This is a genomic window from Enterococcus sp. AZ120 (assembly GCF_050546165.1).
Classification (GTDB): domain Bacteria; phylum Bacillota; class Bacilli; order Lactobacillales; family Enterococcaceae; genus Enterococcus; species Enterococcus faecalis.
This window is the reverse complement of sequence record NZ_CP172950.1, coordinates 1,521,241-1,535,519: the sequence shown is the minus strand read 5'-3', so window position 1 is coordinate 1,535,519 and position 14,279 is coordinate 1,521,241. Positions and strand designations below refer to the sequence as shown.

The following is a 14,279-nucleotide window of genomic DNA, read 5'->3' as shown; positions in this document are numbered from 1 at the left end:
GATACTTTTTATATTGACTATTCTCTGTTTAGGTGGAGCGATGCGTGCCTGGGCAGAGCCGTCTAATACCAATAGTTCAGCAACAATTGACAATGCGAATGCGTATACAGTCACACCCGTTTTCGGAGCAACTCAAAATAACAAAACCAGTAATTTTTTTGATATGACATTAACTCCGAAACAAAAAGATACATTCAAATTAACGATAACCAATACTACGCCGAACCCTCAAAAATTTAAAGTTCAGGTAAATACAGCAACAACAAATAGTAATGGGATAGTTGACTATACAAAAAGTAGCTTTGAAAAAGATCCATCGATGAGTTTGGTACTTAGTGATTTGATTAGTCCCAATAGGAAAGACATTAGTGTCCCCGGTAAACAATCACAAACGATTGATTTTCAAATAACGATGCCAGAAAAGTTATTCTCAGGAATTTTATTAGGTGGAGTGACGATTCGACCAGTAGAGATAGCTGGGGACCAAAGCAAGGGTGGGATTCAAAATGTTTATATGCATACGATTGCTATTCGGGTGAATGAAACAGCAGAGACCATACCTGCAAAATTGGAAAGTGGTTCTGTTAAAATTGGGCAAATTAACCGCCACAATACTGTTTCGATGGAAATTAAAAATCCACAGCGGAAGTTATTGTCAAAAGTCGAAGGAGATTTTTTTGTTAAAGAAAAAGGAACAAACAAAACGATCATTCACGAAAAGAAAAATAATCTTAGTTTTGCACCAAACACAAGGTTTGACCTACCTATTTTACTGAAAGATTCGTTTAAACCTGGAGACTATACCTATACCATTAAGTTGAAAAACCATGAGGGGAGCTGGACGTTCTCAAAAGATTTCACGATAAACAAAAAGCAAGCTGATCAGTATAATAAGAGTTCTGTTGATCATAAAGTCAAAAACCTTCACTGGCTTAAGTACCTCATGGCCTTTTTAATTCTAGTTATTTTAGGTACCGTCTGCTATATCTTGGGAAAAAAGAAGGGAAAAATGAGGTTGTAAAACCTGCCTTTAAAATAGTTGACAAGTATGCAGAAAAAATCATGCCAGTATGAATTATCTATGACATAAGGGAAGAATAGCTGTCTAGCAAGGATAAATTGTCAAATTAGCGTTAATTTACGCAAGTCATTGGTGTTCCTTATTTTGGAAAGTAGTATTATACTATTATTGTTCAATGATTCACAATAGAAACAAGGAGGAAAGAACCATGTATAAAGCAATTGTCGCAGCAAAAGGAAAAACAACAAAAATTGTTGAAAAAGAATCGCGTCCATTGAAAGATAATGAAGCGCGGTTGAAAATGGAAGTCTGTGGTGTCTGTCATACGGATTTACACGTTAAGAATGCAGATTTTGGCGATGTTAGCGGTTGTACCTTAGGTCACGAAGGAATTGGGATTGTGACGGAGGTTGGAAAAGACGTTACTAGTTTAAAGATTGGTGATCGTGCATCTGTTGCATGGTTTTATGAAGGCTGCGGGCATTGCGAATATTGTACTTCTGGTCGAGAAACGCTTTGTCGTTCAGTAAAAAATGCTGGATATACAGTTGATGGTGCCATGGCCGAAGAATGCATCGTCACAGACGGTTATGCAGTGAAAGTGCCAGAAAATTTAGCATCAGAGCCAGCTTCCTCTATTACTTGTGCAGGGGTAACAACCTACAAAGCGATAAAAGAATCTGGGATTCGTCCAGGTCAATGGCTAATGATTTCAGGATTAGGTGGGCTAGGTAATCTAGCTTTACAATATGCCAAGCATGTCTTTAATGCAAAAGTAGTAGCTGTTGATGTGAATGATAATCAGTTAACTTTTGCGAAAGAAATGGGTGCTGATCTTTTAATTAATCCAGTTAAAGATCCTGATTTTGCTGCACAACTTCAAAAAGAAATTGGCGGTGTCCATGCAGCAGTAGTCACTGCGGTAGCTAAATCAGCATTTAATGGCGCAGTCGATGCAGTCCGTGCGGGAGGAACGGTTGTCGCCGTTGGATTGCCTGTTGAGACAATGGATTTATCTATTCCACGTCTTGTTCTTGATGGCATTCACGTAGTCGGATCGTTAGTTGGAACCCGTCAAGATTTAAGAGAAGCTTTCCAATTCGGTGCAGAAGGAAAAGTTGTTCCTGTTTGTCAAACACGCCAACCAGAAGAAATTAATGCTATTTTTGAAGAAATGGAACAAGGAAAAATTCGCGGGCGCATGGTCATTGATTTTCGCAGTTAATTTAGTTTTTTAGTGATTCGTTGATTTAATCTGAAAACCATGAAAGGGTGGATGGAATGTTTGCGAATCTTACTCTCCGTGAGAGACGACTGCTTAAGCAAGCACAAGTGGGAGCCACAATTAGCTTTATTCTTTTGTTTGTACCAATTCTGACAATCAGTCTTTTGCATACCAGTGACTTATTAGCAAAATGGCTAGGTATAGTTGGGGTAATTATGGTTTTACCATTGTTGTATTTTGCGTGGCAGATTTTAAAGATAGCCTATAAAGATCAAAAAGATAATCCAACGCCTCCTTTGTGGGTTCCGAAAGTTTATGGGATTGGGCTTTCGATCAATCCCTATCACCGGTTTGGAAAGTTAATTTTTATATTGCTAGCGGTACTGATAGTTGGCATCATCATTAGTTTGCTTTTCACACTAGCAAGTCAAATCAATCACTAAAAAACGAGTAATTAACACCCTCTTGCTGAGCAGGAGGGTGTTGATTATTTTTAAATAGACTAGATTTGAGCAACAGGTATTAGATTTTTGAAAAAGTCTTTCTTTTTCTGATGTAGATATTTTCGCAATAAAATCATCATTATAAGTGAATTAACAGGTTTATCAAGGGTTAATACTTGTTAATGGTGGCTGCAATAATTAACCGTTGACAAACACAAAAAAACCATCATACGATAATTATGTTATTAAAAAAGTGAAAAATTGGTAGTCAACAAATGAAAACGCATTCATCAGGAAATTGTGATTCTGTACTAAAATTTTTATATAAGATGAAAATGGATTGTTTTCATTTAATATTTTATTGAAAGGATGTGTTTATGAAGGGGTTACTGAAACTGACTTGCTTACAGTCTCAGTAAACTAAGAAAATCGTTATGACTTTTCATCTGGATAAAACTTTGTTGGGTTTTGGATTTTGTGAGTAATTGTGTCGGAACTATTCTATGGGGAGCAATTTTAAGGAGGAAAAAATGAACAAAGAGTATCAGGGTAAAAAAATTTACGGTAAAAAGCACTGGTTGACATTTTTATTAGTGAGTTCGTCTGTATTGGCGTTCCATTCGTTTGTTACGATGGATTCTCAAGTGGTTGATGCGCAAGAGCAAACAGCAAAAGAAGACGTAGCTGATTCAGCAACGTCAGTCGGAGCAATTGTGTCGATTGAAAAAGCGGAGAAAAACTTTGTCATTACGTATGCTTCTGGAAAAAAAGCACAAATTAGTATTTTAAACGACCATCTTTTTCGCTATCATCTAGATCCAACTGGTAAATTTGAAGAATATCCAACGCCAAATGATCCAAAGCATGTTGCGAAAATTACGGCTAAAACAATGGCCGACTATGGTACACAAGCCTTTGAGCAAACGAACGTCACAGATTCAGGAAACCAATTTATTCTAGAAAATAATGGTTTAAAAATTATATTCGAAAAAGAAAGCGCTTTAATGAAGGTTCTAGACAAGAAAAAGAATCAAGTTATTTTAGAAGAAACCGCTCCGCTATCCTTTAAAAATGATAAAGCTACACAAACGTTAAAACAAAGTAGTCAAGAAAATTATTTTGGCGGAGGAACTCAAAATGGTCGATTTACGCATAAAGGAACAGCTATCCAGATTGTCAATACGAACAATTGGGTAGATGGCGGAGTAGCATCGCCTAACCCATTTTATTGGTCAACTGCAGGGTATGGCGTTGTTCGAAATACATGGAAACCTGGCAACTATGATTTTGGAAGTCATGATCCACAAACAACCACAACAACGCACGAAGGAACAGATTTTGATGCTTTTTATTTCTTTAATGATTCCTCAGCAGGTATTTTAAAAGATTACTATGAATTAACCGGGAAACCAGCTTTGATGCCGGAATACGGGTTCTATGAAGCACATTTAAACGCGTATAATCGGGACTATTGGGTGAAAGTAGCAGAAGGAACCGCGGGAGCAGTTAAGTTTGAAGATGGTAATTTTTACAAAGAATACCAACCAGGCGATTTAGGAAACTTAAATGGCACGTTAGAATCTTTAAATGGAGAAAAAGAGAATTATCAATTTTCTGCACGCGCAGTTATTGATCGATATAAGAAAAACGATATGCCGTTAGGGTGGTTCTTGCCAAATGACGGCTACGGTGCTGGCTATGGCCAAACAGATTCATTGGACGGCGATGTACAAAACTTAAAAGAATTTACAGAGTATGCTCAAGCCAATGGTGTTGAAGTGGGGCTGTGGACCCAATCTAATCTCCATCCAGCGGATCCTAAAAATCCTAAAAAAGGAGAACGGGATATTGCGAAAGAAGTTAGTGTCGCTGGTGTTAAAGCTCTCAAAACTGACGTGGCGTGGGTCGGGTATGGGTATTCCTTTGGCTTAAATGGTGTAGAAGATGCCGCGAATGTTTTTGTAAAAGAAACAGACGGCGCAGTTCGTCCGATGATTGTCTCATTAGATGGTTGGGCCGGAACCCAACGGCACGCTGGTATCTGGACAGGCGATCAAACGGGTGGTCAATGGGAATATATTCGCTTCCATATCCCAACATATATCGGGACTTCGTTGTCTGGCCAACCAAATGTTGGTTCAGATATGGATGGAATTTTTGGTGGAAAAAATAAAGAGGTCAACATACGTGATTTCCAATGGAAAACTTTTACACCAGTGCAGCTAAATATGGACGGCTGGGGCTCCAATCCAAAAACGCCATTTGCTTTTGATCAAGAAGCCACAGATTTGAACCGAGCGTATCTAAAATTAAAATCAATGATGATGCCTTATAACTACAGTATTGCCAAGGAATCAGTTGATGGACTACCAATGGTACGGGCCATGGCTTTAGAATTTCCTAATGAAGGAACAGCATATACAAAAGATTCTCAATACCAATATATGTGGGGACCCAATTTACTCGTTGCCCCAATTTATAATGGCAATCAAGATGAGGCAGGAAATTCAATCCGTGATGGAATCTACTTACCAGATGAAAAACAAGTCTGGGTTGACTTATTTACAGGCGAAAAATATCAAGGTGGCCGTGTCTTAAATGGAGTAAAAACACCGCTGTGGAAGGTGCCCGTTTTCGTCAAAGATGGCAGTATTATCCCAATGACGAATCCAAACAACAATCCAAAGGAAATCCAACGAGATCAACGATCTTTCTTGATTTATCCAAATGGCGCCACTTCTTTTAATATGTATGAAGATGACGGAATTTCAACTAGTTATGAAGCTGGGCAATCAGCTACGACTAAAATAAATAGTCAAGGCCCTAAATCAAACGAAAAAGGGGATCTGACCGTTACTATCGAACCGACAAAAGGAAGTTACAAAGGCTTTGTTGATGAACGAAGCACCACGCTTGATTTGTTAGCTTCAGAAGCGCCCGAAAGCGTAACAGCAATGGTGGGGGGAACAGAAGTAACCTTGAAACAAGCAGCTAATAAAGAAGAATTTTTAGCTGGCACAAATCTATATTATTTTGATAAAGAATTCCAAGTGAATCAGTATCTTTCTGAAGCTTCAGGAGAAAAACTGAACCAATCAGCGTTATCAGTAAAACTAGCGAAACAATCTGTGACCGCCAAAGATGTTCAAATAACTGTCAAAGGTTTCATTAATAAAGGAACGGTTGACGGAGGAAATACAACGGTCGATGACCAGTTAACTATTCCGGCAAATGTCGCAATCAATGAAGAAAAAACAACGCCATCTTCTTTGACTCTTCAATGGGATCAAGTAACTGAGGCAACAAGTTATGAAGTAGAGCGTGACGGGACTGTTTTCGGAAATATTCAAACGAATACAGCAACATTTGATGGATTTTCCTTCCTAAGCGAACATACTTTTCGAGTTCGAGCTGTTGGAAAAAACGGGGTCTCTGAATGGAGTGAACCGATTAAAGGAAAAACACAAGATGATCCCTATAAAGAAACAATTAATCAAGTCAAAGCAACAAGTAATTTACCAGAACAACCAGGCGCAGAATTGAAGAAATTAACAGATAAAGATTTAAGTACAGGTTGGCATACGAACTGGTCAACCGGCATCGCTAATCCAAGTGATGGAAATTTCTTGACTTTAAAATTTGATCTTGGTGCGGAGTATCAAATGGATAAAATTGAATACTTGCCAAGAGACAATGCCGGCAACGGAAATATTTTGCAGCTCCAGTATCGGACGTCGAAAGATGGAGCTAATTGGACAGAGTTTTCAGAACCTATTAACTGGAAGCAAGATGCTTTGACAAAAACCATTGAAACGAAGGACCAAGCGTATCGTTTTGTTGAAATGAAGGTATTAAAATCGGTGGGTAATTTTGGCTCTGGTCGTGAGATGCTCTTTTACAAACAACCAGGAACAGAAGGAATCTTACATGGAGACATTACTAACGATGGAACGATTGATGAAAATGATGCAATGAGTTATCGAAACTATACAGGCTTAGAATCGGAGGACAGTGACTTTAATGGCTATGTTGAAAAAGGCGATTTAAATAAAAATGGGGTAATTGATGCTTATGATATCAGTTATGTTTTACGACAATTAGATGGCGGAATTGAGATACCTGATGTCGAAGAAATTGCGGGCGGTTTATCCCTTGCTGTGGTTAATGAAAATGGCAAGGATACCTATCTTCCTGGCGATACATTAACCTTTACACTTAAAGGTCAAGACTTAAAAAACATTAATGCGTTAAGCACAAAAATGTCCTTTGATTCTAGCAAATTTGAACTTGTCGGTCAGCCTGCAACCACGAATAATACAAAACAAATGGAAAATTATTCTAAATATCGTAAACATTCAAATGATGTGGAGAATCTATATTTAGTTCTTAGTAATCAAGGAAATAAACAATTGTTAAATGGTTCAATGGACTTAGTTACCTTTAAAGTTAAAGTAAAAGAAACAACTCGCGTAAAACGTGCGACAACTGTTGAGCAGCCATTACAATTTGATATGAGTCAAGGCTTATTAGTAGGCCAAGGATTCCAACAAGCCACACTTTCAGATTTTTCTGTAACGGTGAAGCCCACAGAGCTAGTAGATAAAGAGTTATTACAAGCGCTAATTACGCTAAATCAAGCACGTGTCGAAAAAGAATATACGCCTGAAACTTGGGCAATTTTTAAACCAGTCTTAGATGAGGCAGTAGCTGTTCTAGCCAATGAACAAGCCACACAGACAGACGTTTCTGCTGCTGTGGAAAACCTAGAAAAGGCTGCAAGTCAGTTGGAAAAAATGCCTGATGTAGCGAATAAAGCTGATTTAGAAAAAGCAATTCAAGAGGGGCTGACGAAGAAACCAAGTGATGGGCAAGAATTCACCGAAGAAACTAAAAAAGTTCTCGAAGACTCATTAGCAGCAGCTCAAAAAGTATTTGCTCAAGAAAAAGTTACCCAAGAAGAAATAGACCAAGCGACTAAAACATTGCGTGAAGCAATTGCACAATTAAAAGAACAACCCGTCGCCGTTGATAAGGAAACCTTAAAAGAGCAAATCGCTCAAGCCCGAGGAAGAAAGCCGGAAGAAGGATACCAATTTACAAAAGAAACAGAAAAACAATTGCAAGAAGCAATTCAAGCGGCTGAAGCAATCGTAGCGAAAGAAACGGCGACAAAAGAAGAAGTCTCAGAGGCTCTAAACGCATTGGAAACTGCAATGGCTCAATTAAAAGAAGTACCCCTTGTAAATAAAGACCAATTACAAGAAGTAGTCAAACGAGCGCAGCAAGTCACTCCAAGTGAAGGGCACCAATTTACTGCCTCCTCGTTACAAGAGTTACAAAAAGCGCTTTTAGCAGCTAAAAACACATTGAAAAACCCAGCAGCTAATCAAAAAATGATTGATGAAGCGGTTGCTGAATTAACTAGTGCCATTGATGGGTTACAAGAAGAAGCGTTAGTTACAGATAAAAAAGCCTTAGAGGCAATGATAGCCAAAGCAAAAGCAATCAAACCATCTGCCGGAAAAGAATTTACCAGCGAGTCTAAAGCGCGCTTAACTGAAGCAATTGACCAAGCGGAAGGGATTTTAGCTGATAAAAATGCTCGGCAAGAACAAATTGATACTGCTGAAAAAAATGTAAAAACTGCTTTGGATAGTTTAGAGGAACAAGTCCTTCAAACGGATAAAACAAAGTTGAAAGAACTGCTTCAAAAAGCAGAAACCTTGAAACCTAAAGCAGGAAAACAATTTACAAAAGCATCGCAAGAAGCTTTAGCTGAAGCAATTAAACAAGCAAAAGCACTTGTTGAGGACCCAAGTGCGACGCAAGAAGCTGTGGACAAATGTTTAAGTATTTTAGCACAAGCCATTGAAGCAATGGCAGAAGAGCCAATCAGTAGCAACTCTACAGGCAACAATAGAAATCATGGCACGGTTAGCGGGACTGGTAGCGTAACCAGTCCAGGAAAGGGCACAGCAGCAGGTGGAACGACAACAAAAACCACCACTTCTGGTACTTTGCCAAAAGCAAATGAAGTTGTTTCGCCAATCTGGTCAATCAGTGGTTTTCTATTGATAGTAAGTATTGGTTTAGGAAAATTATTCTTCAAAAATAAAAAAGACCAAAATTAGCGTATCATTAACTTACAAGGCGCATTTGTACAAAAACAGTGTGCAAATGCGCAAGTAAGTAATAGGAGAGGATTTTTACGAATGAAAAGAAAGAAAATCAAGAATCAACTACTTGTTTTAACAAGTATTCTCGTTCTTCTGAGTTTGGAAGTCGCTCCAGTTGTTACGTTGGCTGCAGAATTACCAAGTAGCTCGCTACAAACAGCTCTGTCCTCGGAAACGACAATTACTTCGGAAGAAAAAGTAATTGAAACAACCGAAACAACTGTTGCTACATCGACAACGTCCACTAGTAGTTCGTCAACCGAAACAACTGTTGCTACATCGACAACGTCCACTAGTAGTTCGTCATCTGAATCAAATAGTTCTACCGATACGACTACCGAATCAACGAGTCATTCAACGACAGAAACGACAACCACAAATACCAGTTCTGAAACAAAAAAGGAACCTACAGAGCCAACGGTATCATCAGAAATCACGCAGCCTGTTGAACAATCGCAACCACCACAAGTTCCTGTGACCAAGCAAGAACCTGAAGAACCTATTCAAGTTCCTGAAGCCACCAATAACGTTGTTGAAGAAAATCAGGCTGTATCGTTAAATCCGTCCCTCAAAGTAGATGAAATCGCTTCTTCAAATTTAAAAGGCTACGAACTTCCACTGTTGTCGTCTTTTGGCGAAAAGAAACGGGCAGTCGTGGTGGCTGAAGCATTAAGACACATTGGGAAAACAAAAAAAGAATTTAATTTGACGGAGCAAGCATTGACCAGTAGTTTCCTTGCCCAAAAAATTTACCAACAATTATTTAAAATAGACATTGGCAGTACACCGCAAGAACAAATGACATTTGGTAAAGTTCGTTCTATAGAGGAGGCAGAACCTGGTGATCTGATTTTTTGGCAAACAGCTGAAGGAAAAACGCTTCAAAATGGTGTTTATCTTGGCCAAGGAAAATATTTAATTGCCGCAGCGGAAGCGGATTCTAAAGAGGAACCAGAAGTAATTGGTCAGTTAGAGAATATCTATACTGCCAAACAACAACCAGACTCAAAAGAGGAGAAACGCTTGGTAGTGACTAATCCTTTTAAGGAGTTCACATTAACGGAGTATGGCAAAGAAGTTTTAGCAACATATGGTGCGTCATTTGAAATGCAGAAGTCAGAACAAACCACAGCGTTTATTAAAAAAATTGGTGAGACAGCCAGAGAACTTGGCGAAAAATACGATGTTTTTGCATCAGTGATGATAGCTCAGGCTATTTTAGAAAGTGGCTCTGGCGAAAGTCAACTAGCCAAAGAACCTTATTATAATCTCTTTGGCGTGAAAGGTTCGTTCCAAGGAAATAGTGTCAGCTTTTCAACAAAAGAGGCTGATCAGAGGGGCCAACTTTATACAATTTCCGCTGGGTTTCGCGATTACGGTGGCTATAATGACTCACTGCAAGATTATGTTCAATTACTCCGACAAGGGATTGACGGAAATCAAGATTTTTATAAACCAGCGTGGCGTTCGGAAGCCAAAAACTACCTTCAAGCAACGCGTTTTTTAACAGGTAAATATGCAACAGACAAGCAATACGATAATAAATTAAATTCGTTAATTGCGGTTTATAACTTAACGCAATTTGATTTACCAAAAACAGTGGACGGTTTGATTATCCAATCTAAAAATGAGCTGTCGGAAGCGGAACAGCAACAAATGCATTTTCCAGTCTATGATGGGATCAATTATAATCGGAGTGGTAGCTATCCCGTGGGCCAATGTACGTGGTATGTCTATAATCGTTTCAAACAGTTGGGCACTTCTGTGGATGAATTTATGGGAAATGGCAGTGACTGGGGAAGAAAAGGACGTGCATTAGGCTATCAAGTTAGTTCATTGCCTAAAGCTGGTCGTGCGATTAGTTTCCAACCAGGAGTTGCTGGCGCAGATAATCAATATGGACATGTTGCTTTTGTTGAAGCGGTCACTTCTGATGGAATCATTATTTCTGAAAGCAATGTCATCAATGATCAAACGATTTCGTATCGTGTCTTACCTAATGCAATTGCTTATAGTAGTGGCGTGACCTACATTGGCGCTTAAGCGACTCATTCAACAGGAAGAAGTGTGGATGTTTAAGTAAAAAGTTAGCACAATGATCCATGTGTGAACTAACAAATTAAAATAACCAGAATCGACCAATGAATTGATTTTGTCATGTATAAAATGACAAGAACAGTTTGGCGGTTGATTCTTTGTTTTTCATCAACGAAGAGACAATCGTCCTCATGATTCGTTAGAAAAAGATGAATAGTCCAAAGTACTCTTTCTTGATCCTTTGTTATTTTATGTTTTTGTTTGCAGGAAACTACTGAAATCGCTATACTAAATTTATGTGAATATACTAACAGACAATCAATTTTTTATCTCTTTTATTGGTGTATAAATTGATTGAACATTATAATCATTTGTCTTTTGTTGTGTAATTTTATATCTTCTTGAGAAAGGGATGAGTGAACAAATGGCTATTTATATATTAGAAGACCAAATTATTCAAGCAAAAGCGTTAGAAGCATTGTTAACAAATATCCTACATTCAAGAAATATTTATAATGAAACAATCCATTTATTTTCACGTTCAGATGAATTATTACAAGTGGCACACCAGGACGCCCAACTAAATATCTTTTTCCTAGATATTCAAATGAACAATCATATCCAGGCAGGATTTGAGGTTGCTAAAGAAATCAGAAAAACAGACAGTGAAAGTCTGATTGTATTTATTTCTACTCACACAGAATTAGTTTTAACTTCCTACAAATATATGGTTTCAGCTCTTCAATTTATTCAAAAGAACGTGGATTTTCTAGATTTCCAAAAAGAGGTCGAAACATGTGTCGATGCATATATTCAACAAAAAGAAAATATAAAGACAAAAAGTGAATATATTATCATTAACTTAAAAGCGTCTTCTATAAAAATGGATATTAATGATATTTATTTCTTTCAAACGGAATACGATCATCGTGTATCAATGGTTGGTAAAAATTTTAAAAGAGAATTTTATGGAACGTTATCAAAAATTGAACAACTGCATCCAGATTTGATTAGAGTCCATCAATCAATCATCATCAATAAAAAATATGCGTCAAAATTAAATTATAAAACGCATCTTTTAACTATGAGAGACGGAACGGAAGTACCAGTCTCAAGAAGATATTATACTCAGGTCAAGGCACTATTTCTTACTTAGGGAGGGATAATGACTAATTAAGGAATTATCTATCTATTAGTCGCTATATTCGTTATAATTTAGTGCAATACTTGAAGAGGAGGGCGATATGCTAATCGATTGGATTCTAAAAAATATTATGGATATGGATCAGGAAGATCAATCAGGAAAAACACAATGGACAAAGTATTATCTAACCGTTTATTTTTCTGGCTTATTTAATTTTCTGATGATTCTGATTTTATCAGTTTTATTTGGGACGTTAAGCGAAACCTTTATTGTATACGTCGTACTGATTTTTTTACGGCCTGTCGCAGGTGGCTGGCATGCAAAAACCAAATGGCTCTGTCGTCTAGAAAGCATTGTTATCTATGTTGCCATACCATTTGTATTGAAAAATTCTTCTGTGAGCTTACCGTTTATTTATAAAATTTTATTGATTTGCCTCTTAGTCGTATTATTTTATTGGTATGCGCCACAAGGAACAGCAATCGAACCTGTTCAGCCATCTGATTTAAACGTGCTCAAAAAGCAAAGCCTTATAAGGGTGTGTTTACTTATTTTATGTAGTCTGTTTGTCAAAGAAAAGATTGCTTCAGTAATACTCTACGGTCTCGTCATCCAAGGTCTGATGATACTCCCTGTAACAAAAAATTTAATTGAAGGAAGTGTTTTTATGAAATTTGGTAAAAAAATAATTAAAAATGTTATTGAAAAAAGAGTTGCAAAAGTCAGTGATGGTGTGGGAACTAAGCCTAGATTAAATCAAAATTCGCCCAATATATTTGGACAATGGATGGGACAAACTGAAAAACCTAAAAAGAATATTGAAAAATGATTTTGTCGTTATTAGCTACTAACGTTTTGCTTGTATCTAGCTTTATCGTTTTTGTCTTTTTACGAGTAACATTGATCAAGATTGAATGTAAAATACCGTTACTTTCATTGCTTATTGTCATTAATCTTTGTTCGTTTGCGGCATTAATGTTGGGCTACTCTTGGTTGATTTATGCGCTGACAGTCGTTATTTTTACAGGATTTTTACTCATTCACAAAAAGAGGTTCTCAATTTTTAAAGCGATATTTTTATCCGTTTTTACATTGCTTATGGTTTCGTTTATCAATTACACGGAGCAAACGATTTTAAGTGTTTTTTTTCAACAGATTTATCAAAATAAATTATTATGGATTGCCTCAAATGTTCTTCTGTTGCTTATAAATATCTGGATTGCTTTAAAAATTCCCAATAGTGTTTTTTTAAGATTAAATCGTGTGTTAGAAAATAGCCGAATTTTTTTTGGTTGTTTACTTTTATTGTTGATTCTGTTGTTACTTTTTGTGTTTTTGATTTCGCCAGAGATTTCACCTGACTTTATGCGAGGATTTGTCACGGTAAATAGTTCTAAATTGGAGTTATTAATAAGTGTAGGTTTATTTTTAATTCTGATTGGCTTAGTCATTGAAGCTTATTTGGAAGAACAACGTATCAACACTCAATTATTGAATAATTTAACGATTTATACTGAAAAAATAGAATCCATTAATGAAGAGCTAGCGATGTTTCGTCATGATTATAAAAATTTATTGTATAGTTTACAAATTGCTATTTCATACGAAGATATTCTGGAAATCAAAAGAATTTATGAAGAAACGATTGCACCAACCAAAAAAATTATTGATAATGAAGAATTTGAACTTATGAAGTTAAATCGTTTGAAAAATATGGAACTTAAGGCACTCATAAGTATGAAAATTAATACCGCAAAGCAAGCAAAACTAAAAGTGATTGTTGATGTGCCAGAAGTATTTATTCTTGATACATCAATCGACTTAGTGGTTGTGATTCGTTTGTTGGCTATTCTATTAGATAACGCGATTGAAAACAGTGCAAAATCAGAATTGAAAATGTTCGCTATCTCAATTTTCAATAAAAATGAAACACAAGAGTTTGTGATAACAAATAGTGTCCAAGCCGAATTTGATTTTAAAATTATGAAGAAAACCAAATTTAGTTCTAAAAGTAACCCAGAAGAGCACGGTTGGGGATTGTTATATGTAAAAGAAATTGTTGATTTTTCAGATCAATTTGATTTGCAAACGTCCTTCAATGAAGGATCGGTTACTCAACATTTAATTATTGAAAAAAATCATAATAGTAAAAAAGTTGTTAACGAATGAATTTGTTAACAACTTTTTTGCTATGGTATTGAGTTATGAGGGGCAATACAGGGAAAAATGTCGG

8 protein-coding genes are annotated in these 14,279 nt (G+C 36.8%); all 8 read left to right on the top strand.

All coding sequences use genetic code 11. The features are described 5' to 3' along the window. The first annotated feature begins 40 nt into the window (after positions 1 to 40). The 8 genes from IGJ46_RS07395 (at position 41) to fsrC (ending at position 14,215) form a co-directional block, all read left to right on the top strand. Positions 41 to 1,021, top strand: coding sequence for a DUF916 and DUF3324 domain-containing protein (locus IGJ46_RS07395; protein WP_218391575.1), 981 nt, complete (start codon positions 41 to 43; stop codon positions 1,019 to 1,021). Between the two features lie 208 nt (positions 1,022 to 1,229). Next, positions 1,230 to 2,246 (top strand): alcohol dehydrogenase AdhP, encoded by a 1,017-nt coding sequence (gene adhP, locus IGJ46_RS07390; RefSeq protein WP_002361987.1) that lies wholly within the window; start codon positions 1,230 to 1,232, stop codon positions 2,244 to 2,246. 47 nt (positions 2,247 to 2,293) lie between these two features. Further along, on the top strand, positions 2,294 to 2,689 hold the full coding sequence (locus IGJ46_RS07385) for a hypothetical protein (protein ID WP_218391146.1): 396 nt from the start codon (positions 2,294 to 2,296) through the stop codon (positions 2,687 to 2,689). A gap of 503 nt (positions 2,690 to 3,192) precedes the next feature. Then, positions 3,193 to 8,820 carry a TIM-barrel domain-containing protein gene (locus IGJ46_RS07380; RefSeq protein WP_375343109.1) on the top strand — a complete coding sequence of 1,876 codons (5,628 nt, stop codon included), beginning with the start codon at positions 3,193 to 3,195 and terminating at the stop codon, positions 8,818 to 8,820. Between the two features lie 81 nt (positions 8,821 to 8,901). Further along, positions 8,902 to 10,908, top strand: a complete 2,007-nt coding sequence (locus tag IGJ46_RS07375) for an amidase domain-containing protein (RefSeq protein ID WP_218391143.1) — start codon at positions 8,902 to 8,904, stop codon at positions 10,906 to 10,908. Between the two features lie 418 nt (positions 10,909 to 11,326). Beyond that, on the top strand, positions 11,327 to 12,058 hold the full coding sequence (gene fsrA, locus IGJ46_RS07370) for a response regulator FsrA (RefSeq protein WP_078126945.1): 732 nt from the start codon (positions 11,327 to 11,329) through the stop codon (positions 12,056 to 12,058). A gap of 88 nt (positions 12,059 to 12,146) precedes the next feature. Then, the gene (locus tag IGJ46_RS07365; RefSeq protein WP_002377181.1) at positions 12,147 to 12,875 is read left to right on the top strand and encodes an accessory gene regulator AgrB; all 729 of its coding nucleotides are present in this window, start codon (positions 12,147 to 12,149) and stop codon (positions 12,873 to 12,875) included. After that, the gene (gene fsrC, locus IGJ46_RS07360) at positions 12,872 to 14,215 is read left to right on the top strand and encodes a sensor histidine kinase FsrC (RefSeq protein ID WP_010717630.1); all 1,344 of its coding nucleotides are present in this window, start codon (positions 12,872 to 12,874) and stop codon (positions 14,213 to 14,215) included. Before IGJ46_RS07365 ends, fsrC begins: the two co-directional genes overlap by 4 nt. Positions 14,216 to 14,279: the final 64 nt, after the last annotated feature.

What these genes read in the sequence shown, in the direction of transcription:
- IGJ46_RS07375 (WP_218391143.1), top strand. Translation starts at nt 8,902, where the DNA reads ATGAAAAGAAAGAAAATCAAGAATCAACTACTTGTTTTAACAAGTATT.
- IGJ46_RS07395 (WP_218391575.1), top strand. Translation starts at nt 41, where the DNA reads ATGCGTGCCTGGGCAGAGCCGTCTAATACCAATAGTTCAGCAACAATT.
- fsrA (WP_078126945.1), top strand. Translation starts at nt 11,327, where the DNA reads ATGGCTATTTATATATTAGAAGACCAAATTATTCAAGCAAAAGCGTTA.
- adhP (WP_002361987.1), top strand. Translation starts at nt 1,230, where the DNA reads ATGTATAAAGCAATTGTCGCAGCAAAAGGAAAAACAACAAAAATTGTT.
- fsrC (WP_010717630.1), top strand. Translation starts at nt 12,872, where the DNA reads ATGATTTTGTCGTTATTAGCTACTAACGTTTTGCTTGTATCTAGCTTT.
- IGJ46_RS07380 (WP_375343109.1), top strand. Translation starts at nt 3,193, where the DNA reads ATGGGGAGCAATTTTAAGGAGGAAAAAATGAACAAAGAGTATCAGGGT.
- IGJ46_RS07365 (WP_002377181.1), top strand. Translation starts at nt 12,147, where the DNA reads ATGCTAATCGATTGGATTCTAAAAAATATTATGGATATGGATCAGGAA.